The following is a 21,482-nucleotide window of genomic DNA, read 5'->3' as shown; positions in this document are numbered from 1 at the left end:
TGTTACACTGTGATCACATAAGAATCACACACGAGAGGTGATGGAGATGAAAAAATGGCTGTACTCAGTCGGAATCATCTGCATGGTTGCCGCCCTCCTTACCGGGTGTCAAACCAGCTCCCCGCCTGCAGCAGATGAGAAACAGCTGATCGCACCGACCAGCCCGGAGTGGCTCTATACGCATGGCCCTTGGAAAAAAGTCAACGAGCCGGAATGGGGCGACGTGATGAAAGGCTGGATGAACAGCACCGATCGCCCGCAGTTCGGCAGACGCGCCTCCATCGAAACGGACAGTCCCTATGCCATCCTCAGACAGCGCCCCATCGGAGGCAAAGTCACCATCTTTGTCGACGGCAAGCTGGCAGTCGAACAATTGATGAGCGCAAAGATGAAGGAAATCCCGATCTACAGCGGTAGCACCGGCTGGCACAAAATCGAAGTTGTCTTCTCCGACCACAGTGAGATCGACGGGCTCTACATCAGCCCGGACGCCAATGTCAGAAAACCGGAGCACAACCAAAAGAAGCTGGTCGTCATCGGCCACAGCTACATCGACGGCACTGGCTCCAGCAATCGGGGATTGACCTCGATCACACCGGTCTTGGGTGACATCCTCGGTATGGAAAGTATCAACCAAGGCATCGGCCGAACGGATGTCGACGTTCCCGTCCCGGCCAGCGCCAAGAACAGCGGATTAGAGCGGGTACAAACAGATATCATCCAGCTCAAGCCCGACTATGTGCTTTCCGTCTACGGTTATAACGCTCGAGGGATGACTCCCGAACGATTCGAGGCAGATTACGTCACGTTTTTGAAAACGATCCAAGACGCCCTGCCCGCAACTTCTGTTTTCGCCAGCGGAATGATCTCCGTGCCGTCCTTGTCTGAAGAATCGGAACTCACCTACAATGTCGCGATCAAAAACGCCTGTGCCAGCGTCTCGAATTGCACATTCATCGATCTGGCAGGCAAATGGAGTGAAGGCAATTACAATCAATATCTCTCGAATGACGGCGTTCACCCGAATGACTCGGGCTACCGATTCTTGGCCGAAGAGTATGCGAAAGTGATGTCCGAGGTGATCAAAAAGTAAATGTCACATGTCTGCTCCCCACAACAATCCCGAGCAACAGAAAACGGAATCTCGTTCTTGAGGTTCCGTTTATTGTGCGATCAACAACTGTAGAATGACAAAAAGTTTTTTAAAAATAGAGTCAGATACCCGTATTCCACCATTTGCATTCGACAATACAAAACTTGACCAGGTTGCTAACTGAAAGTTGACCACTTGGTGCAAAAAACGGGGGCTATTCGAAGATGTTCAAACGGCGCTGGCTTTCTCGGAAGCGATAGGATGAAGTCTATGGGCAGCACAGCCAGATGCGTAAATACCCGAACTTGGTCTCTTATGCAGTCAGCTCGATGCAGGGAGCGTACGACTATGAGCAGAAATACTAATCTGTATAGCTCGAAACATATATGATTGAATGGAGGCAACTTCACGGTTGCCTCCCATCCTTTTAATAGGAGGAAAAGATGAAACATTCTCTGATCATATGGTCAATAATCTCCGCGGTCTATGCAGCCTTCGCAATGTTCTTGGGGATTACCCTGAGAGATGAGATGGTAATGCTCCTCTGGCTGTACTTGATGATTGGGATTCCACTCTTGATTGCTTATTTGATGCTAATTGTGCTTTATCACACAGCTTCCCGCAAGGTGTTCTGGACGGTATTTGGCCTCTTTGTCCTGATCGGAGCGGGGATTGTCGGTTATGACTTGTTTACGGTTCCGAAGTAAGGAATGAATAGACGGAATTTTGAGTGATGTGCCACCTGCCTGCTTTTTTTGCACGAGTCGGTTTTATCCTCAATCCAACCTTGCGATCGCTCCCCCCAACCTCCTCTCCAAAATAAAAAGGCTGTGTACCGTGATTGACTCACGGTACACAGCCTAAATGAAAGAACTTTTTTGTCACTCTACAACTCTACAACTCTACTCCTCCACCCAACACCAACACCAAAAACCTACTCCACCGTCACCGATTTCGCCAGATTCCTCGGGTTATCCACGTCATTCCCACGCACTACCGATGCATAATACGACAGCAGCTGCAGCGGGATCACCGCGATCACCGGAGCCAGGAACGGGTCGACGCGCGGGATGGTGATCACTTGATCGACCGACTTCTGAATCTCCTCGTCGCCCTCGAACGCCACAGCCAGTACGAAGGCGTCGCGTGCTTTCACCTCTTTGATGTTCGACAGGGTCTTCTCATACAGGCTCTCTTGCGTCACCACAGCGATCACCGGGATGTCTTCCACGATCAGCGCCAGCGTCCCGTGCTTCAGCTCGCCTGCCGCATACGCCTCGACGTGCATGTAGGAGATCTCTTTCAGCTTCAGCGACCCTTCCAGCGATACCGCATAGTCCAGCCCGCGGCCGATGAAGAACGCATTTTCTTTATCTGCCAAGTTCTTAGCGAACGATTCGATCTCCGATTCCGTTTGCAGCGCCATGGCGGCCAGTTCCGGCAACTGTTGCAGACCGCTCAAGATGGACGGGATCTCCGAGACGAACGGAGTCTTGCGCTCTTGTGCCAACCAGCCTGCAAACAGGTACAAGGACACCAGTTGAGTGGTGTACGCTTTGGTCGAGGCCACCGAAATCTCCGGGCCCGCCCATGTGAAGATCACGTCGTCCGCTTCACGAGCAGCCGACGAACCGACGACGTTCGTGATCGCCAACACGCGCGAACCTTGCAGTTTCGCTTCACGGAGCGCAGCCATCGTATCTGCCGTCTCACCGGACTGCGTGATCACGATGATCAGCGTATTTTCGGTCACGATCGGATCACGATAGCGGTACTCGGACGCCACTTCGCAGTCAACCGGAATGCGGGTCAGACGCTCGATCGCCTGCTTGCCGACCATCCCAGCATGCCAGGAAGTACCGCATGCGACGATGTGGACGCGGTCGATCTTCTCTGCAAAGCCTGCTGGCCAGTTGATCTCATCGAACACCACGTTTTGCCCGTCTTCAGAAATGCGTCCTGTCAGCGTATCGCGGATCGCACGCGGTTGCTCGTGGATCTCTTTGAGCATGAAATGCTCGTAGCCGCCTTTTTCAGCAGCGCTCGCCGACCAGGTGACTTCGTACACTTCTTTGGTCGTCGGGTTCCCCACGAGGTCGAACGTTTCTACGCGATCTGCGGTCAGTACCGCGATCTCGCCATCGTCCAAAATGTAGACGTTGCGGGTATACTCCAGAATCGCCGGAATGTCGGACGCGATGAAGTTCTCGCCTTCGCCAAGACCGATGATCAACGGAGACTGTTTGCGCACTGCGATCAGCTTGCCCGGCTCATGCTTGGTCATGATTCCCAGCGCATACGCACCGTGGATGCGTTGGGACACAGCGATCACCGTGTCAAAAAAGTTGCCTGTCCACATGTCGTCGAGCAGGTGTGCCACCACTTCCGAGTCGGTTTCTGACAAAAAGGTATGACCTTTTGCAGTCAGTTCCTCGCGCAGCTGCATGTAGTTCTCGATGATGCCGTTGTGTACGATCGTAAAGTTGCCCGTGCCATCCTGATGCGGATGCGCATTCTCATCCGACGGACGGCCATGTGTCGCCCAACGGGTGTGACCGATGCCTTGGGAACCTGTGATGCGGTCCGGACCATCGACCAGTTCTGCGAGGTTGGCCAGTCGGCCCACCGATTTTTTCAAGGACACGCCGCCATTTTCAAAGATGGCAATACCTGCAGAGTCGTACCCGCGGTACTCCAATTTAGAAAGTCCGTGCAACAGTACGTCTTGCGCTTGCTTGCTTCCGATATATCCTACGATTCCGCACATGAATAAAAATCCTCCTCAGTTGTCCGGACGTTCACCGTTTGAGCGTATAGAAAACCAAGCTTATGAAAACGATTCATAAGCACCCAAAAACAGTTTGTCCTTTTTTGTAAAAATCACGTTAGTAGCCAAAACGTTCCTTGTCCCGTCAGTCACCTGTCGGATTTCGAAAACGCTCTTTCGGTGCGGCTATACACCGGGAGGCATCCGCCGATGTTCGATACTCCTCCACCTCGTCAACTGGCTCGCTGTTTCCGTCCGTGCGTCCAGTTCAGGCGCTTGGTCAATATGATCTTGCAAAGTCTTACCTACTGCATTTCCTACTGCCTGACACTCTCGATTCTGCCACGCCTCACCTCCTACAAAGAATATATGCAAGTGCTGTCAAAAGGGTGGATGGGTGTATACCGCAAAAGGGTACACACCCGGCCCTTTCTATTTCTCGCCTTGTTCTTGGCGCACAACATCTGCAATTTCGTTGACGTAACGGCGCAAGGACTCTTCTTCCGGCCCTTCTGCCATTACGCGGATCAGCGGTTCTGTGCCAGAGGGACGAACCAGCACGCGGCCATCTGCGCCGAGGATTTCTTCGACACGGGCGATTGCGCTTTGGATCGCGTCGTTTTCTTTCCAGCCCTCTTTCGTCGCAACGCGCACGTTGACCATGATCTGCGGGAAACTTTGCATGATCTGGCGCAATTCACTCATCCGCTGTTGAGACTCCACCATAATATCGGTGAGGTGCAAGGCTGTCAAGAGACCGTCACCTGTAGTGTTGTGCTCCAACATGATGATATGGCCGGACTGCTCGCCGCCGAGGACATAGCCATCCGCCTTCATCGCTTCCATCACGTAGCGGTCACCGACCGCCGTCTTGATCACGTTGATGTCCTGTTCGCGCATCGCCTTGAGGAAGCCGATGTTCGACATCACCGTCGCCACCACCGTGTTGCCGACCAGCTCGCCGCGGTCCTTCAGCGCTTTGGCGAGAATCGCGATCACGTAGTCACCGTCCACGATGTTGCCTTGCTCATCGACTGCGATCAGGCGGTCCGCATCGCCGTCGAAGGACAGCCCGATCGCCGCCCCGTGTTCCAGCACCGCTTCACGCACCACTTCCGGGTGAGTCGAGCCGCAACCGACGTTGATGTTCGTTCCTGTCGGCTCGGAGAAGATCGAAACGACCTCTGCACCCAACGAGCGAAACACGTCGGCCGCCACGTAGGACGCTGCCCCATTTCCGCAGTCCAGCACGACCTTCACACCGTCAAAACGGTTGCGGATCGTGGACTTTTGAAACGCGGTAAACAGCTGGCCAGCATCGATCTCTTCATAGACACGGCCTACTTTATCACCCGTTGGACGGGGCAGTTCATCGACCGCCGCATCGAGCAGGCGTTCAAATTCAGCTTCCTGCGCGTCGGTCAGCTTGTAACCGTCGCCGCCGAAAAATTTGATGCCGTTGTCGGGCACCGGGTTATGCGAAGCGGAGATCATTACGCCCGCATCTGCGCCGAGCGAACGGGTCAGATAAGCGACGCCAGGCGTTGGCAGAATGCCAAGGCGCACAACATCGACGCCGACCGAGGTGATCCCTGCGATCAGCGCCGCTTCCAACATATCGCCCGAGATGCGCGTGTCTTTGCCCACTGCGATCTTCGCGCGCTCTTTATCGTATCCTTGTGTCAGGACGTGCGCTCCGGCACGGCCTAGCTTATATGCCAATTCAGGTGTAAGTTCGAGGTTGGCTACACCGCGAACTCCGTCAGTTCCAAAATATTGCGCCACGAAATCGATAGCTCCTTCACTGAGAAAATGGTACTCACTCTCAATTTATTTATTTTCACACAGAACCGCATACAACACAATACCCATTATTTTCATCGAATGTGTTGTTAAAACATGCCGCTCTTGGATTGAAATTTGTCTACTACACTACCAGTATGTACACGACTTCCTCCCTTATAGGACGAATGAACCTACTGTTTGGTTGCACCGATGACGAAAAAAATACGCCGGAGGGACTAAATCGGCTCCGGCGCTGCTACCACCTGTTATTTTTTGATCTCCAGCTTCATCGTCGCCGGCGCTACCGTTACCACTTTGACAAAGTTCGGTGAGGTCACCTGCACCCGCATCTCACTTTGTCCGGCCGGTTGATTGGTCAGGTCCAAAAACGCATTGATGTCTTGCGCCGTCAGCCCGTCCAACTTGTTCTTGGCACCTTCTACCGTCACCGCGACGCGGTCGGTGCCGCCGAGGATGTCATAGCTCTCCCCTTCTTTTAACCCGTTCACTTTGACTGCGATATTCTCAAACGTGCGCTCGACAGCAGGCACGACGACCACTTCCACTTCAACCTGCTCCGGCTGTACGCTGGTCACACCTTCGAGCGGCGTGAGCGTGACGGTCAGCTTCATCGACTTGTTCAGATTCGTCAAATCGATCACCGGCGCGGGATAGGAGTCGATCTTCGCCAGAGCATCTGCCGTTCCGTAGATCGTCACGGTGCCGCTCTGCTTGACCTCCTGCACCGCGAATCCGGTCGGCAGGTCGCCTTTAAACTGCAAACGCAGCGGTACTGACTTGGACGGCTTGACGATCGGAATGTTCACTTCCACGCGGTCGCGGCTCAGACGCACGCCTTCGACCGGGTCGCCTTTTTTATCGATCGCCGTCAGCGGCACGGTCGTCTGAATCACTTCCTTCGCCTCTTCCAGCCCGATCTGAGCGATGACCTGATCGATGCGGTTCAGCGCCGACTTCGCGCCCGTCACGATCACCGTCTTCGGGGAAAGGAGCGCCTCCCCCGCCACCATGCCTTCGCCTGGCTTGCCTTGCATCCGCAGTACGACCGGGAACTCGCGGTTTTCCACCGCTTCCAGCTCGATCTGGACGGTGGAGCTTTCGATCGACACGCCTGCAGGCGCACCGTGCACATACACGGGCACCTCATGCACGCCGACACCGAGCTTGGACGCATCGGCGACCGCCTTGATCGCGTCGCCTTGAGCCACCGCGTTCATGATGTCGAGATAGGAGCCGCGCAAGGTCAGCGTGACCTTGGGACTTTTGACGAGGAAATAGTTTTGCTCGTCGTACAGCACCACCACATTTTTCTCCAACTGCTGCTTAGGCTGGGCGGTAAACCCGCTCTTGGCCGTCGTGTCATCGCCCTGATGCACGATCAGCCAAAGCACAACGGCAAGCACCGCCGAGAGGATCTTGACCGCCGTGTTGTTGCGCAAAAAACGATCCATCATGCTACGACCCCGCCTTTCTGCCAAACAGCGTGAAGCCGCCTTGCTTCGGAGGCGCGAGATGGGTGGTCAAAAACTCTCGGAACGACTGTTCATCGAGGTTGCGCGTGATCTCCCCGTGGATCGCCACAGACACGGTCCCCGTCTCTTCCGACACGATCGCCACCAAAGCGTCTGACACCTCGGTGATCCCGATCCCTGCACGGTGGCGCGTGCCAAGCTCTTTGGAAATTCGCGAGGAGTCGGACAGCGGCAGGAAGCAGGACGCTGCGCCCACGCGGTTGGCGCGAATCATCACCGCCCCGTCATGCAGCGGCGTATTCGGGATGAAAATGTTGATCAAAAGCTCCGACGACACGACCGCACCGATCGGAATCCCCGACTCAAAATAGTCGCTCAGCCCAGTCTCGCGCTCGATGACGATCAGCGCGCCGATCTTGTTTTTAGACAACACCTGCGTCGCTTTCGTCACTTCGGAGATCATCTTGGGGATGTCCTCTTCTTCTAGCACGGGGGTCGAACTCCATGAGAAAAATTTGCCCCGGCCCAACTGCTCCAAAGCTCGGCGCAGTTCAGGCTGGAACACGACCGGGATCGCGAACAGACCGATTGTCAAAATTTTATCCAACAGCCAGTTCAACGCATTGAGCTGCAGGGCACTGCTCACTCCGGTCGCCAAAAGGATCACGACGATCCCCTTGAGCAGTTGCACCGCTCGCGTGCCTCGGATGAGCAACATCATCTTATACAGCACAAAGGCAACGATCAGGATGTCCAGCACATCCAATAGGCCGAATCCACCTATCAGTTGTGAAAATGAATTAAGCAATTTCCCCACCTACTGCCTTTCCAATCTCGTGCTTACTATGTCCGTTCTCATGCCAAACATTGCATGCATATCTATTGTATTTCATTCGCTAGAGGGGTAGTATCTCCTTTTCGTGATTTCAAAAAAATGTAATGCCCCTCACACCCCTCTTCGTCGCTTCGAAGCTCTGTGAAAAGCAACGAAAAACAGCCCCTCAAGAGAGGAGCTGTTCTAGGAGACCACATTGGCTCGGCGGCCGACAATATCATCCTGTAGTTGTTGCTGCGAGAAGCGAAACACCGGGCCTTTGAAGATGATCAAAAGCGGAATGATCGATAAAGAGACCGCTGTGATGAATGCCACTTGAGAGCCGAGAAAGCCTGTGATCGAACCGAGCATCGAAGTGGAGAGCGGGAACGAGATCAGGATCATCGTGCGCATCGCACCGTTGACCCGTCCCAGCATTTCATTGGGCACCGATTCTTGAATCAGCACCGTGTATGCGATATGTAGCATCATGCCACCGAGCGATCCTGTAAACAAAGCGATCGGTGCGATCCATGTCACGGGGAGCAGGAACATCGCAACACCGATGTTGTTGATCAAAAGCGCGAAGAACATCATCTTGCCTTTTGCCAACCATTTGAATTTTTGCGGCACGAACGTGCCGACCAACATGCCGATGCCGTTGATCATCAGCGCGAAGGAGATGTAATTGTCCGGTTTGACCAGCTCATGTTTGAGATGGAAGAGCACAACTGTCAATATACCGCTGTCTGCAAAATTGGAAAGCCCCATGACCACGGCGATCGAAATCAGAATGCGGCTGTTGAAAATAAAACGCAACCCGTTTTTCGTGTCGTTCAAGACCTGTGTGACCGAGCGCACCCCACCCAGATTTTCATGTGGAATTCGACTCCACAAGCAGAGCAGGATCGGTGCGAAGTATGTGAAGAAATTGATCACGAGCAGCGTTGGATATTCGAATGTCGCGATCAGGATTCCGGCGAGCAGTGGCCCGAGGATGGTCGTCGCCGTAAAGCAGCTCGACAGCCCCGCACTCGCTTCTAGTTTCTGCTCAGGAAACATCGCCGGCACCGCCGCAAACTCAGCCGAGCGCAGGAAGATCTGTCCGATCGACAGGCATGTTCCAAGGATGTACAGCATCCAGACTTGCAGCAGTTCGGCCGCATACAAAGTCGGAATCAGCGCACAGCAAAACGCTTGAAAGCACAGTGCGCCAAAGATCACAGTCCGCCTGGATAACCGATCGACCAGCGCTCCGGCAAACAGTGATAGGAGCACCTGTGGCAATGCTTCACAGACTGCCATCACCGTCATATTCAACGCGGAGTGCGTCATGCTGTAGACCATGAGCGGCAAGACCAGAAAATGCAACTGGTTGCCTAGATTGTTAACTACGCTCCCCATTGCGTAGAACAGGAACCGCGGCGTCCGCCAGACACTGGTAGCCATAAGTACCCACCTACTTTTCAAGTTTCTTTTCCCTGTATCCCCGCGAAGTCAGATGTCACATAATTCCAAACCCGCTAAATTGTCTGGAAAAAATACTCAAACAAGTAAAACCATTATTTAGGATTTCGCTTCATGCATTTAAAATTATACAATAGAAGCGCCGATCCTGTCACTATTTTTCCCTGAGCAGGGAATAAACCTTTCCTTTTAATTATAAGTACGTTCTGAACTATTAGACTTCCTCCCTAAAAAAAATATCCCCTTTTCCCGTCGAATCGGGTGAAGGGGATGATGCAGAAGCTTATTTTTCGTTCCCTGCAAACTGCGCAAACTCTGCAAACAGTTCTTTCAAGTAATACCCGATCTTCTCAAACGCTTCATCCACTTCGGCCACTTCCCCGGAGATGTCCGCTCCGGCGGCGCGGGAGAGGTGGACTTTGCCGTTGAGCGCCGTCACGTTGCCGTTCACTTTGCCCCGCACTTCAATGTCACCGTTTTGGATGACGAGGTCTCCCGTATACTCACTGCCTTCAGGCACGATCACTTTGCCGTCCGTGACGATCAGGCCGTCGGTGTGATTGGCTTGCAGCGCGAATTTATTGGGCGTCGCTAACGATACGCCAAGCCCGAATACGAGCAGGATCGCCGCGGCGAGACCGCTGTATTTCATGATCGGAACACGCCAGTTGCGACGTGGCGGCGCGACATGCGCCAGCTTTGCCATCACATCTTCGGTAAAACCGGCAGGCGCTTTGCCCCATTCGAGCCGTTCCAGACTTTGAATCGCCGTTCCCAATCCTTGCAGCTTGGGCCGACACTGGTCACAGGTGATCAGATGGTCTTCAAATTCGGTGCGCTCGGCTACGCTCATTTCTTCATCGAGGTAGCGATGTAGCAGCTCTTCACTATGTTCATGGCAGCTCACGAATAGGCACCTCCTCTTGCATCGGCCGGAGACTGGTCCGCAAAGCCTCGCGTCCGCGATGAATCCGCGTTTTGACCGTCGAGACCGGCACTTCGAGTATTTCGCTGATTTCCAGCAGTGACAGGTCATGCAAATATTTTAGAATCACCGCAGTCCGATAGTTTTCTGGAAGGGCATCGATCGCGTCTTGCACCTCTTGGCGCGCCTCTCTGCGCATGACTTCCTGCTCCGGTGTATCACCTGGCGCTTTCAGTCGCGAATACATGTCGGCCCCTTCCACACCGTCAACTTCCGCATCGAGCGAGTAGTCCGCCTTTTTCTTGCGGATGCGGTCGATGCACAAGTTGGTAGCAATGCGGTAGATCCATGTCGAAAATTTGTGTTGTGCGTTGTACTTGTTCAGGTTCGCATACGCTCGCAAAAAGGCCTCTTGTGCGATATCCTCCGCTTCCTGCTGATTGCCGAGCATCCGGTAGCCCAGATTGTACAACTTGTCTTTGTACAGCTCTACCAGTTCCGCAAAAGCGAGGCGATCGCCTTTTTGAGCCCGTTTTACGATTCGTTGTTCGATCAGTTCCATTGCATTCCTCCGCCGTCTTAAATTCCGGCTTTTCCTTACTTACGAACTTCCGCCGAAAAAGTTTCATGTCCTTGTTCATTTCCCTGTCTTCAAAATAATTCCTGCTATGAATAGACTTCCACGAAGGAAAAAGACCGATGCCCTCGCAACGGGTCATCGGTCTGGAAACGTATGGAATGGTCGATCGGTTAGCGCACCGTCTCTGTTTCACGTAGCCCGCGCATCAGCACTTCAGCCACTTCCGGGCGGGTGAACTCGACGGGAAGGCTTTCCCCGGCGCGGAGCTTCGCGCGAACTTTGGTGCCAGAAAGGGTGAGGTGATCTTCGCTGCCATGCGGGCAGGTTTTGGTAGAAGCCATCGAGCCACATTTGGTGCAGAAAAAGCTATGTTCGAAATGTAGCGGCAGAATGCCGAGTTCTTCTGCTGTAAAGTTATTGAAGATCTCTTGCGCATCGTAGGTGCCGTAATAGTCGCCGACGCCCGCGTGGTCACGGCCAACGATAAAGTGCGTGCAGCCGAAGTTTTTGCGCACCATCGCGTGAAAGATCGCTTCCCTCGGCCCGGCATAGCGCATCGCCGCCGAGAAGACGCCGAGGGCGACGCGCTCTTTTGGATAGTATCGGTTCAGCAAGACCTGATAGCTCTCCATCCGCACATCGGCTGGAATGTCGTCCGATTTCGTCTCCCCGACCAGCGGGTTGAGGAACAGGCCATCGACGATCTCCAACGCGCATTTTTGAATGTATTCGTGCGCGCGGTGCACCGGGTTGCGCGTTTGAAAGCCGACGACGCTCTGCCACCCTTTTTCAGCAAACAGGGCTCGCGTCGCTTGCGGGTCCAAGCGGAATTCGGCAAACTCCTGCGTATTCTGTTTCTCAATCTGCCAGATCGCTCCAGCCAGGTAGACGTCAGGTCGTGCGAACAGCTTGGCGACGCCCGGATGTGCCTGCTCTGTGGTGCGATACACCAGTTCTGCTTCGCGCTGTTTGTCAGGAATGTATTTTTCCGTCACGTCCAGCGTGCCATACAGCACGCCATCTTCCCCGACAAGTGCTACCGTTTCGCCGATTTCGATCTTGTCTGCCAGCGCGGCGCTGACAGGGAGGGTGATCGGCAAGCTCCAGACGGTGCCATCGGCCAGGCGCATCGTTTCCACGACAGCATCATAGTCCGCCTGGCCCATAAAACCGGACAGCGGCGAAAACGCACCGTTTGCGATCAATTCCAAATCGGAAAGCGCAAATGCATCGAGCACCACTCGTTTCGCGTCCGCAGCGATCGTTTGCTGCGCTTGGCGCTGTGCCCCTTTCAGCACGCGGTCGATCAAAGTTCCGCCATGTGGCGCAATCAGTCCATTCACAAGTGCAGACCTCCCAGTTGTAGAGTTGAGCCGTCTCAGCTGAACAACATTTTAAATCCGGACAGGCAGATCATCAAAAACAGGCAGGTGCGCACCGCAAGCTCCGGCACTTTTAGCGACATGCGACTGCCGATCAGTATGCCGGGTATCGAGCCAATCAACAGACTGCCGACCAATGGCAGGTTGACATTGCCGATCGCAAAATGGGCCAGACCCGCGACGCCTGTGACCATGACGGCCTGCACGATATCGGTGCCGACCAGCCGCGATGCTGCGACCGGGTAGATCAGCAGTAAAAAAGCCATGAACAAGGTGCCGGAGCCGACCGAGGTCAACCCGACGATAAAGCCGCCGAACAGTCCGAGCGTGATCATCTTGCGCGGATGCGGTTTGATCGGCTCGGCGCTCTTGTCCGCCTGCTGCGATGTCTTGAACATGCGAAGCACCATCACCACCGCGACCAACAGGTAGGTAAACCCGAGCATCCGCCCGACGACGCCCTCCACGCTGTCCACAAAATGGTGCTGGAGAAACAAGATGGTCAGGGAGCCGAGCAAGGCACCCGGCACGCTGCCGATCGACAGCAGTTTGACGACCGTCCAATCGACCGTCTTTTGTCGCCAGTGCTGCCATGCGCCGAACATTTTTGTGATCGACGCATAGAGCAGATCGGTGCCGACAGCGACCGTTGGCGACACGCCAAAAAGAAAGATCATCATCGGGGTCATGACCAGCCCCCCACCCATCCCGGTCAGCCCGATCAACAATCCGACGACAAAGCCGCCCAACGATACTTCTAAATCCATACACGCTACCTCCTGTCGCCAGGAAAAACCGCAAAGTGTCAGCGGTCGGCGGGGAATGTGTGATCGCTTGCCGTGCGGTGCGCGCTATTGGTGCAGGCCGCACTCCGTCTTCGCATGGCCCGCCCAGCGTCCTGCACGCGGGTCTTCACCCGGTTTGACTTCGCGGGTGCAGTGGATACAGCCGATCGAAGGATACCCTTGGTCATGCATTTTGTTGTACGGCACTTCGTTTTCGACGATGTACCGCCAAACTTCTTGGTCGGTCCACATGACAAGCGGGTTGAACTTCACCAGGTTGAACTTGGTGTCCAGCTCGACCACACCCGCTTGCGCCCGGGTCGGCGACTGCTCGCGGCGAATCCCGGTGATCCATGCATCCAGTTCACCGAGTGCGCGTTGCAGCGGTTCGACTTTGCGAATACCACAGCAGCCGTTCGGGTCACTCTGCCAAAGGTCAGCGCCGCGCTGTAAAGCCTGCTCTTGAAGCGTCAGCAACGGGGAGTATTTGATCAGATTGGCGCGGTATTTTTCGAGGATGCGGTCGCGCACCTCATACGTTTCTGCAAACAACAGGTCGGTGTCGAGGTAAAAAATCTTAGCATCCGGTTTGATCTTCACGATCATATCGACCAGCGCCACATCTTCAGCGCCAAACGAGCAGGCGAACGAAATGTTTTCTACCTTGTCGAACGCCAGCTTCAAAATCTCCGCTGGTTCTTTGTGCAAATACGCTTCATTCAAGCGTGAAACTTCCTCTGCAGACAATACAAGCGGCTTTGTGCTCATCTGCTCCACTCTCCTCCCGCCCATTTCGATGTATCAAAAATGCTTATTCTTGAAATAAGAATTTCTTATGGCTGTGGCAAAACAGTCCCTTAGTATGTGGAAGATGAATGCCTACCTCCAATCCTGTTCTCAAGATATACAGGACGCTATGGAAGGGTTCCCATAAATAGGCACGCACCTATTCCTTTTTATAAGATCGGACATTTAGTATTTAGTAGAAACCAATCGTAATCCTCACCTGCACTTCGTCATCAAATCGTCAACAAAAAAAAAGCACCCATTTCGGGCGCTTTTCAAGCACTTTTACTTACATCACCGATTCGCCAAGCAAAGAGCAGACGAGATCGACGGCCGTGCGGGCCGTTTTGTTATGTTCATCGAGGATCGGGTTGACTTCGACGAGGTCACAGGAGACCACTTTGTCCGATTGGAACAGCATTTCCATGGCGAGGTGACCTTCGCGGTAGGTGACACCGCCGAGCACTGGGGTGCCGACGCCAGGGCACATGTCGGGGTCGATCGAGTCGAGGTCGAGCGAGAGATGGATGCCGTCCGTCCCGTCGGAAGCGATGCGGATCGCCTCTTCCATCACCTTCGCGATGCCGAGCTTGTCGATCTCATGCATCGTGTAACAGGTGATGCCATGCTGTTTGATCAGTTCGCGCTCTTCTGGATCGATGGAGCGGGCACCGACGATGACCACGTTTTGCGGTCGCAATTTCGGAGCGAAACCGCCGATGTTGACCAGCTGTTCGTTGCCAACCCCGATGCAGGTCGCCAGCGGCATGCCGTGGATGTTGCCCGAGGGTGTGGTCTCTTCGGTGTTCATGTCGCCGTGCGCGTCAAACCAGATCACGCCCAGCTTTTTGATATGCTGTGTCACACCTGCGATCGAGCCGATCGAGATCGAGTGGTCTCCACCCAAGATGATCGGGAAGTGACCTTGTCTGACCACATCGCCCACCTTCGCCGCCAAGTCTTCCGATACGCGCGCCACTTCTGGCAGGTATTTTAGCTTTTGGTTTTCAATCGTTTCCGTCTCCGCGGTCGGGACGTTGATGTTGCCTTGATCTTTTACGGTTCGTCCCAGGCGCTCGATGCGCTCTTTGATGTTCGCATAACGGATCGCATACGGCCCCATGTCAACACCGCGACGACCTTGTCCCAAGTCCATCGGGACGCCGATGATGCTCACAGTTTTGTCCATCTAGGTGGTCCCCCTTTTTCATCATCCTTAGTGAATCAGCTCTTATTATGTCCTTTTTATCATACCATATCTTTCTAGATTCAAATCGACGAGGCGAGTTCGACCCTCGCTGTGCTCCTGCAAGCGTTCCACTTCCTGATCGCGGCAGGTGAAGAGCAAGATTTGCCGCTCCTCCGCCTCTTCTAGCAACACGTCATACGCCGCATCCAACCGCCCGTCGTCATAGCGGCGAAACGGTTCGTCGAGCAACAACGGCAATCGCTCCCCGCCCGGAATCATCCAGCCGGACAGTGCGAAGCCGAGCGCAAACGTGATCTGGTCCATCGTACCCGAGGACAGCGCAGACAGTTCCACCGTATAGCCAGAATCGGGCGAGATCGTCGTGATCGCCTCGTCGCGATCGAGGTAGACGTCCTGATAGCGCCCTCCGGTGATGCGCGACGTCACGGCGGACAACGAACCGGCGAAGCGCGGCGCAATCGCCTGATACAATTCCTCTTTGACTTCCCCCCACAGCTCCTGAGCGACCAAGAGCGCTTCCCGCTCTTCGAGGATGCGGTGCAACTCGACGTCTGCCCTTTCCATGTCCAGCAACAGATCGGCTGGCGACAACGCCCCTGCTTGCAACGTTTCATAGCGGGTGCTAGCCACAGCCAAGGTCGATTTTTTCACCAACAGCGCGCGCTCCGCCGCCTGCCACTCTTCATAGTGGCGCTCCACTTCGTCGCCGCTGACCGTGCCTTCTGTCAAAAGCGACGGCGGCGCCGGAGTGATGCCCAGCCTGCTTGCGATTTCCAGGTGCCGTCTCAGATCGATGTCGAGCAGTTCCACCTCGTGCTGCAACCCCGAAAGTTCGCGTTCCCACTGGTTCGTCTGCTCTTTGTGTTGTCGAGATTCTTCAAAGCGGGCTTCCCATGTTTCGATCTCGCGGCGCAACGCTTCGGTGTCATCTAACACGGCCTGCGATTCCTCGCTGCCGAGCACGCGCAGCACGCGGCGGGCGATGATGTCGCGTTCGGAGTTGGCGCGGGTGTATTCGCCTTGAAGCCATTGAGACTGCTTTTCATAAAACGCGACCTGTTGGCGCGCCTTGAGCAGTTCGTTCCATTTTTGCCGAAATTGGCGCGGGGTATCGACACCAAAATCGGCAAGTAGCTTCTGTAGCGCCGCTTCCAAGCGCTCCTGCTCTGCGGCGATCGCCTCGCGTTCCATGATGTCACTGTTCTGCTTCTGCTTCCAAGCCTCGATCTCCACGGCCAACTTCTCACTGGAAAAATAGGACGAAGCGGCAAACGCGACCGCAAGCAGGATCAGCACGCCTAGATAGATCTGCCAGAACGTCAGCGGCACGGCGATCACCAGCGCCACCACGCCGAGCAACAAGTTGCGCTTGGCGGTCGCATGACGGTCGGTCAATTCATCCAACTCCGCCGCATCTCGCACGACCGGACCCTGTTCGGTGTGTTGCTCGTACCACTCCAGTCGGCTCGCCGTCTGCTCCATCTGGGAGAGTGTGCTTTCTTCCATCCCTTTATACGGCGCGGCGTACGTAGCCGCCTCTCTCGACTCTTCTTCCAGCACCTGCAATCGCTTCTGGTACGAGTCGGTCTCCTGCTTCGCCGTCACCAGCCGTTGAAAGTCGGCCTGCACCTCGCGAAATGCCGTTTCGTTCACACCGAGCCCTGACGACTCGGCACGCTCTCGCAACGCCTCTTCCAACTGCAACTGACGCCCGGCCAGTTCGCCGCGCCGCGCTTCCTGCAAGTTGAGGTAGAGCGACAGTTTTGCACCCAGCTCCTGGCGCAGACGCTGCTCCTCGTGCACCGCTTCCTGCCACTCTGCCGCTTCTCCTTCCGCGTTCTCGCGGGCATCGCGTTGCGACGATTCTCGATCCAGCGCGCTTTGGTACGCTTTTTTCAACTCGTCGCGCTGTTTGAGGGCCATGCCGAGCGGTTTGCTGCCCGCCCGCTCCGTGCCGATCGTCTCAAGCCGCTTGCCGATCGCCTCTTCCGCATCGCGAATCCGCGACTGTTCCGGGATCATCAGCTCTTCTGCCGAACCGCCTTGCGAGTGACGCACGCTCTCCCGCAGCCACGAGGCCCGCTCACGCTCATCGACCGGGCCGATGCACAGCGTGTTCACAAAAAGCTCGCGGTCCGCTCCGGTCAGCTCTTTGGCAAAGGCCAGCTCTTTATTGGTATCGACTGCAAAGCGCTTGGTCACCTCTTCGCCCGTATCCTGGCGATACACCCGCACCCACTCATCCTCTTTGCGCAACGAGCGCTCGATGCGGTAGACGACGCCATCCTGCTCGATCCACAAGATACCGCCATACGCGCTGCCCTGCCACGGACGATATTTCGCTTCTTCCTCTAAATAGACGGCACGCTTGCGGCCCGACTTTTTCATTCCGTACAGCATGGCGATCAGAAACTGCTGCAAGGTCGATTTGCCCGCTTCATTCTGCCCGTAGACGATGTTCAACCCTTCATCGAATGAAAACGTCACCCCGCTGTAGCGCCCAAATCCATCGATCTGCGCTTTGACAAATCTCATGCGTTCACCACCTTGCCTCGTTCATACGCGAGCAGCCCGACTTGCAACGCCCGCTCCAGCACGCGGCGTTTTGCTTCGTCCGTCTCCACGTCCAGCCGTTCGCGCAGTTTGGCGACGAAGCGCCCCGGTGCCGAATGGGCGGCAAACGCGTCGCCGTCGATGTCAGGATGCGTATCATCGACCAGACGCAGATGATAGGCCACATCCTGCATGCGCTCCCGCAAGTCTTCGAGGTCGAGCATCAAACTGGGCTCGAGCGCTCCGCTCAGCGTCACTTCCAACAGGTCGCGCCCTCTGACTTCAAGTGGCACCGCTTCATTCACTTTTTCCACGATGTCAAAGAGCGACAGGGCCCCCGACACATCAACTTCCACCTGCCGATAGGAGCGCTGCGCCAAGGCCAGCCATTCCACGCGCGCGCCGCCGTGGGTCACTTCCAGCAAAAACGCCCCGTGCTCCCCCGGCTCATCATAGCCGAGCGGCTCCAGCGACCCGGCGTAGGCCGCCTGCATCAAACCCGCTTCATCGAGCAACACGCTGGCCTGATGATAGTGGCCAAATGCCACATAGTCCGCCCCGATCGCTTTGACCTCCTCAGCGCGGATCGGCAGATAGGGCGTACCTTCGGGCGCGTCAAATGAACCGTGAACCATCACGATATGCAACCCACCGTCGTCTGGTACCCGATACTCTTGGTACGGATTCTCGCGCAACCAACGGGACGCATAGCCATAGCCGTGCACGGTCAAGTTCCATTGTTCAAACGTTACTGCGCCCACCTGCGGGCCAAAAATATGCACATTGTCGGGCCACTCGCCAAATGAATAGGGGCTGCCCGGTTGCAAACAGTCATGATTGCCCGGCGTGATCAACACCGGACGGTTGAGCCCAGCCAGCAGTTGGCGAACTTCTGCCACTTCCGCTTCTGACACCCACTCCGCTTCAAACAGGTCACCTGTGAGCAGCAACAGCTCCGCTTTCTGCTCCACTACCGCTTCGACCAGCCTGCGGAAGGTACCGAGCAGTTCACGTCGCCTCTGGCGCGCTTTTTCCACAGGAAAACCACTGCCGGAAAACGGTGTGCCCAGGTGTAAATCTCCTGCCTGTATGATCCGAACCACATCGCGCATCATCCAAACTCCTTCCCGAAGTCCTCTCCTCTATCACTTCTCACTCGAACGTGCGTTTTCCTTTACGGTAGGGCTAGCCGGAACAAAAATGTGGTAAGATAGTGAAGATTGGAACTGCAGGATGGGAAAGGAAGTGCCAGAGATGACCGACACGAACAACTCACATTTGGACCCTCTTTTGGAGGAGGAACCGATAGACGATATCGATTTGCTGTTGCTGTCGTGGGCGCAGATGGCGGCGATCGAGATGATTGTTGCCGACGAAGAAGCGATGGAGGCGAAGACCGATCTGGTCGCGCTGTTGATGACCGACTATGATGTGACCGACATCACGTTGATCGAGCGCACCTATGAGCATTACGAAATTTCCTTCCGCCAAGGTGGCGAAGTGAAGACCGTTCGCTTTGACACAAGCGAAGTGGAAAGTATCTACGACCTGTAGGTCGTGGAGCGAAATTGAAGGAGGTACCTTATGGGAAAAGGACTGAAACGCGGGCTGATTTTCGGCTTGATCGCGACCGCTCTGGTCGCCATTTACGTGTGGGTGAGACACCGCCCTGACACGATCGCAAGCTACGCCGAGCAATTATCGAATTCGCTTTTTCAAATCGGTTTGATACTTTTGATCTTCGGCGTGGTCATTTTCACCCGCCTGTTCTCCTTCCGCCGCCGCTACAATCTCCCGGCGATCATTCCGAAAGGAAAAACGCCGGAAGACCACAAAGAGATGGTGGCAGAAGATCTTGAGAAGAACGAGAAGGATAAGGTCGAATTGGCCGAAAAGGGCCGCGATGCGACGTTCTTGTTCGCCGCGCTGGTGACGATCATCATTTCGATCCTGCTGACGATAAATCAAATCCTATAAAGAAAACCCGCCGCCCTTTGGTCAAAAGGGAAGCGGGTTTTTTCGTTGCGACAAGCGAGCAACTGTTGATCAACAGTTCAACAGGTCCCTGAACTAGCGGCCAGCTCCGATCATGCTCCTCGTTCTCGGTTCAGGAGGGCTTCGGCCAGAAACAGATCGATTTCAGTGTCGATATCGAACGACCGCTCGCTTGGCATCACATGCGCCGTAACACCTGCCGCGAGGAAACTTTTCGTCTCCTTGAGCCACTCCGTCTTGGCGATGTAGACCGCGCCGTTTAATGCAAACACAGGGGGTAAGTCTTGGCGGCGGGTGGCTGTATCGCCTGGGATCAGCGGCTCCATTCGGCCATCCTCTTGCAACGTGTACATCCAATACGGGCTTTTGGCAGGCTCCGTCACCGTCACACAGCACGGCGCATCGGCTCGCACCAGCTGTTCGATGCAGCTATCAATATCGGCCGTCGTGCGCAGTGGCGAGGTCGGTTGCAACAGCACGACATAGTCATAGCCTGGCAACTCTTCCAGCGCATGCAAGATCGGGTCGATCCCCGGCGTTTCATCTGTTGCCAGTTCCTGCGGGCGGATGAACGGCACGTCACAGCCCCACTCTTTCGCGACGGCGATGATCTCCTCATCCTCCGACGACAGGATCACGCGGTCGATGTACTGCGAGGCCTGCCCCGCTTCGACCGCCCACGCCAACAGCGGTTTGCCGGCCAGATTGCGGATGTTTTTGCGCGGTACACCTTTTGAACCGCCGCGCGCCGGAATCACAGCCAGCACCCGCTTAGTCCCGATCATCGAACACCTCGGCGAACTCCCCGTTCGCCCGCTCATAGTCGGCGATCTGCCCGATGTCCATCCAGTACTCGCGGATCGGGAAGACGCTCGTCTCGCTCTCTTGCGCGATCAATTGGTCAAACAGGCTCGGCATATCATAAAACGCATCCTGAGGAATCAGATCGACGCATTCCGGCTCCAGCACATAGATTCCCGCGTTGACGAAGAAATGCTCGACCGGCTTTTCGACGATCCCCATCAAGCGGTGCTTGTCCGTTTTGACGACGCCATACGGAATTTGAAAATCATATTCCCGCACACACATCGTTCCCAGCGCCCCATGCTCGTGATGGAAGTCGAGCAACTGCTGAAAATTGACTTTGGTCAGCAGATCGCCATTCATCACGAAGAACGTCTGCTCAGGGCGCTCCGGCAACAGGGACAGCGCGCCCGCCGTGCCCATCCGCTTGTCCTCATGCACATAACGAATCTCCACGCCAAAGCGCGACCCATCGCCAAAATAATCGCGAATCATCTCCGCCTTGTAATTGACCGATAGATAAAATTTATGAAACCCATACTCGATAAAATTTTGCATGATCGTTTCCAACAGTGGCTTCGACCCGACTTTGAGCAGCGGCTTCGGCGTGTCGTTGGTCAGCGGGGCGAGACGCGTGCCCAATCCCCCAGCCATCAGCACGACCCAGTTGTCCTTTTGCCCAGCGCGCAGAAGGTCGGTGAGCACCTGCACCCCGATGACGAGCCCATCGGCGTCGAGGATCGGAATCTGTTGCAGGCGGCGCATTTTCATCGTCGCGAGAATCTTTTCCTGCGTGTCTTGCGAAGAGGCGGTGATCGGGTCTGTATTCATGATCTCCGCCACCGAGCGATCGAGTGCCACCCCGCGCAAGATGCCACGCCGCACGTCCCCGTCGGTGATCGTGCCGAGCAGTCGCCCCGTCCCGTCCTCCACGACGAGCGCGATCTGCAAAGCGCCTTGGTCGATCGTCTCGATCGCTCGCAAGATGGAAGCGGTCGGAGGTATCAGTATCTGTTTCCAGTTTTTCATCTCTTCCTCTCCCT

General features: G+C 55.3%; 19 protein-coding genes. 4 read left to right on the top strand and 15 right to left on the bottom strand.

What is annotated here, in order from left to right; all coding sequences use genetic code 11:
• Window positions 1-46: 46 nt before the first annotated feature.
• Window positions 47-1,093 (top strand): SGNH/GDSL hydrolase family protein, encoded by a 1,047-nt coding sequence (locus CIG75_RS02535; protein WP_157729346.1) that lies wholly within the window; start codon window positions 47-49, stop codon window positions 1,091-1,093.
• A gap of 443 nt (window positions 1,094-1,536) precedes the next feature.
• Window positions 1,537-1,800 (top strand): hypothetical protein, encoded by a 264-nt coding sequence (locus CIG75_RS02530; protein ID WP_094235227.1) that lies wholly within the window; start codon window positions 1,537-1,539, stop codon window positions 1,798-1,800.
• 227 nt (window positions 1,801-2,027) lie between these two features.
• On the opposite strand, the gene glmS is transcribed toward CIG75_RS02530, so the two are convergent.
• The 13 genes from glmS to CIG75_RS02465 all read right to left on the bottom strand — a co-directional run bounded on the left by glmS (window position 2,028) and on the right by CIG75_RS02465 (window position 18,755).
• Window positions 2,028-3,860, bottom strand: coding sequence for a glutamine--fructose-6-phosphate transaminase (isomerizing) (glmS, locus tag CIG75_RS02525; protein ID WP_094235226.1), 1,833 nt, complete (start codon window positions 3,858-3,860; stop codon window positions 2,028-2,030).
• A 432-nt stretch (window positions 3,861-4,292) separates the two neighbouring features.
• Entirely contained in the window at window positions 4,293-5,645 is a 1,353-nt protein-coding gene (glmM, locus tag CIG75_RS02520) for a phosphoglucosamine mutase (protein WP_094235225.1), read from the bottom strand.
• Window positions 5,646-5,911: 266 nt separating this feature from the next.
• Window positions 5,912-7,120: a CdaR family protein gene (locus tag CIG75_RS02515; protein WP_094235224.1), complete on the bottom strand. Its 1,209-nt coding sequence runs from the start codon at window positions 7,118-7,120 to the stop codon at window positions 5,912-5,914.
• A gap of 1 nt (window position 7,121) precedes the next feature.
• Window positions 7,122-7,904 carry a diadenylate cyclase CdaA gene (cdaA, locus tag CIG75_RS02510; protein WP_322348599.1) on the bottom strand — a complete coding sequence of 261 codons (783 nt, stop codon included), beginning with the start codon at window positions 7,902-7,904 and terminating at the stop codon, window positions 7,122-7,124.
• Between the two features lie 252 nt (window positions 7,905-8,156).
• A complete protein-coding gene (locus tag CIG75_RS02505) occupies window positions 8,157-9,401 on the bottom strand; it encodes an MFS transporter (protein WP_094235223.1) in 1,245 nt (414 codons plus the stop codon).
• A 301-nt stretch (window positions 9,402-9,702) separates the two neighbouring features.
• Window positions 9,703-10,326: a zf-HC2 domain-containing protein gene (locus CIG75_RS02500; RefSeq protein ID WP_157729345.1), complete on the bottom strand. Its 624-nt coding sequence runs from the start codon at window positions 10,324-10,326 to the stop codon at window positions 9,703-9,705.
• Window positions 10,313-10,906 carry an RNA polymerase sigma factor SigW gene (gene sigW, locus CIG75_RS02495; RefSeq protein ID WP_094235221.1) on the bottom strand — a complete coding sequence of 198 codons (594 nt, stop codon included), beginning with the start codon at window positions 10,904-10,906 and terminating at the stop codon, window positions 10,313-10,315. Before sigW ends, CIG75_RS02500 begins: the two co-directional genes overlap by 14 nt.
• A gap of 188 nt (window positions 10,907-11,094) precedes the next feature.
• Entirely contained in the window at window positions 11,095-12,267 is a 1,173-nt protein-coding gene (gene sat / locus CIG75_RS02490) for a sulfate adenylyltransferase (protein ID WP_094235220.1), read from the bottom strand.
• Between the two features lie 35 nt (window positions 12,268-12,302).
• Entirely contained in the window at window positions 12,303-13,073 is a 771-nt protein-coding gene (locus CIG75_RS02485) for a sulfite exporter TauE/SafE family protein (RefSeq protein WP_094235219.1), read from the bottom strand.
• Between the two features lie 84 nt (window positions 13,074-13,157).
• Window positions 13,158-13,859, bottom strand: coding sequence for a phosphoadenylyl-sulfate reductase (locus tag CIG75_RS02480; protein WP_094235218.1), 702 nt, complete (start codon window positions 13,857-13,859; stop codon window positions 13,158-13,160).
• Window positions 13,860-14,166: 307 nt separating this feature from the next.
• Window positions 14,167-15,066 (bottom strand): arginase, encoded by a 900-nt coding sequence (gene rocF / locus CIG75_RS02475; RefSeq protein ID WP_094235217.1) that lies wholly within the window; start codon window positions 15,064-15,066, stop codon window positions 14,167-14,169.
• A gap of 45 nt (window positions 15,067-15,111) precedes the next feature.
• Window positions 15,112-17,622 (bottom strand): ATP-binding protein, encoded by a 2,511-nt coding sequence (locus CIG75_RS02470; protein WP_094235216.1) that lies wholly within the window; start codon window positions 17,620-17,622, stop codon window positions 15,112-15,114.
• Window positions 17,619-18,755 carry a metallophosphoesterase family protein gene (locus CIG75_RS02465; RefSeq protein ID WP_094235215.1) on the bottom strand — a complete coding sequence of 379 codons (1,137 nt, stop codon included), beginning with the start codon at window positions 18,753-18,755 and terminating at the stop codon, window positions 17,619-17,621. The genes CIG75_RS02470 and CIG75_RS02465 overlap by 4 nt, the downstream gene beginning before the upstream one ends.
• 139 nt (window positions 18,756-18,894) lie before the next feature.
• On the opposite strand from CIG75_RS02465, the gene CIG75_RS02460 reads away from it, so the two are divergent.
• Together CIG75_RS02460 and CIG75_RS02455 are read left to right on the top strand one after the other, a co-directional pair.
• On the top strand, window positions 18,895-19,194 hold the full coding sequence (locus tag CIG75_RS02460) for a hypothetical protein (RefSeq protein WP_094235214.1): 300 nt from the start codon (window positions 18,895-18,897) through the stop codon (window positions 19,192-19,194).
• 30 nt (window positions 19,195-19,224) lie between these two features.
• Window positions 19,225-19,617, top strand: a complete 393-nt coding sequence (locus CIG75_RS02455) for a hypothetical protein (protein WP_094235213.1) — start codon at window positions 19,225-19,227, stop codon at window positions 19,615-19,617.
• A 110-nt stretch (window positions 19,618-19,727) separates the two neighbouring features.
• On the opposite strand, the gene CIG75_RS02450 is transcribed toward CIG75_RS02455, so the two are convergent.
• Window positions 19,728-20,420: an acylneuraminate cytidylyltransferase family protein gene (locus CIG75_RS02450; protein WP_094235212.1), complete on the bottom strand. Its 693-nt coding sequence runs from the start codon at window positions 20,418-20,420 to the stop codon at window positions 19,728-19,730.
• A complete protein-coding gene (locus CIG75_RS02445; RefSeq protein ID WP_094235211.1) occupies window positions 20,407-21,468 on the bottom strand; it encodes a nucleotidyltransferase family protein in 1,062 nt (353 codons plus the stop codon). Before CIG75_RS02445 ends, CIG75_RS02450 begins: the two co-directional genes overlap by 14 nt.
• Between the last annotated feature and the right edge of the window lie 14 nt (window positions 21,469-21,482).

The organism is Tumebacillus algifaecis (genome assembly GCF_002243515.1).
Taxonomy (GTDB): Bacteria; Bacillota; Bacilli; order Tumebacillales; family Tumebacillaceae; genus Tumebacillus_A; species Tumebacillus_A algifaecis.
Note: the sequence above shows the minus strand (reverse complement) of the source record. Positions and strands in the feature narration are given on the sequence as shown.

What these genes read in the sequence shown, in the direction of transcription:
- CIG75_RS02535 (WP_157729346.1), top strand. Translation starts at nt 47, where the DNA reads ATGAAAAAATGGCTGTACTCAGTCGGAATCATCTGCATGGTTGCCGCC.
- CIG75_RS02530 (WP_094235227.1), top strand. Translation starts at nt 1,537, where the DNA reads ATGAAACATTCTCTGATCATATGGTCAATAATCTCCGCGGTCTATGCA.
- glmS (WP_094235226.1), bottom strand. Translation starts at nt 3,860, where the DNA reads ATGTGCGGAATCGTAGGATATATCGGAAGCAAGCAAGCGCAAGACGTA.
- CIG75_RS02515 (WP_094235224.1), bottom strand. Translation starts at nt 7,120, where the DNA reads ATGATGGATCGTTTTTTGCGCAACAACACGGCGGTCAAGATCCTCTCG.
- CIG75_RS02505 (WP_094235223.1), bottom strand. Translation starts at nt 9,401, where the DNA reads ATGGCTACCAGTGTCTGGCGGACGCCGCGGTTCCTGTTCTACGCAATG.
- sigW (WP_094235221.1), bottom strand. Translation starts at nt 10,906, where the DNA reads ATGGAACTGATCGAACAACGAATCGTAAAACGGGCTCAAAAAGGCGAT.
- CIG75_RS02485 (WP_094235219.1), bottom strand. Translation starts at nt 13,073, where the DNA reads ATGGATTTAGAAGTATCGTTGGGCGGCTTTGTCGTCGGATTGTTGATC.
- CIG75_RS02480 (WP_094235218.1), bottom strand. Translation starts at nt 13,859, where the DNA reads ATGAGCACAAAGCCGCTTGTATTGTCTGCAGAGGAAGTTTCACGCTTG.
- rocF (WP_094235217.1), bottom strand. Translation starts at nt 15,066, where the DNA reads ATGGACAAAACTGTGAGCATCATCGGCGTCCCGATGGACTTGGGACAA.
- CIG75_RS02470 (WP_094235216.1), bottom strand. Translation starts at nt 17,622, where the DNA reads ATGAGATTTGTCAAAGCGCAGATCGATGGATTTGGGCGCTACAGCGGG.
- CIG75_RS02465 (WP_094235215.1), bottom strand. Translation starts at nt 18,755, where the DNA reads ATGATGCGCGATGTGGTTCGGATCATACAGGCAGGAGATTTACACCTG.
- CIG75_RS02460 (WP_094235214.1), top strand. Translation starts at nt 18,895, where the DNA reads ATGACCGACACGAACAACTCACATTTGGACCCTCTTTTGGAGGAGGAA.
- CIG75_RS02455 (WP_094235213.1), top strand. Translation starts at nt 19,225, where the DNA reads ATGGGAAAAGGACTGAAACGCGGGCTGATTTTCGGCTTGATCGCGACC.
- CIG75_RS02450 (WP_094235212.1), bottom strand. Translation starts at nt 20,420, where the DNA reads ATGATCGGGACTAAGCGGGTGCTGGCTGTGATTCCGGCGCGCGGCGGT.
- CIG75_RS02445 (WP_094235211.1), bottom strand. Translation starts at nt 21,468, where the DNA reads ATGAAAAACTGGAAACAGATACTGATACCTCCGACCGCTTCCATCTTG.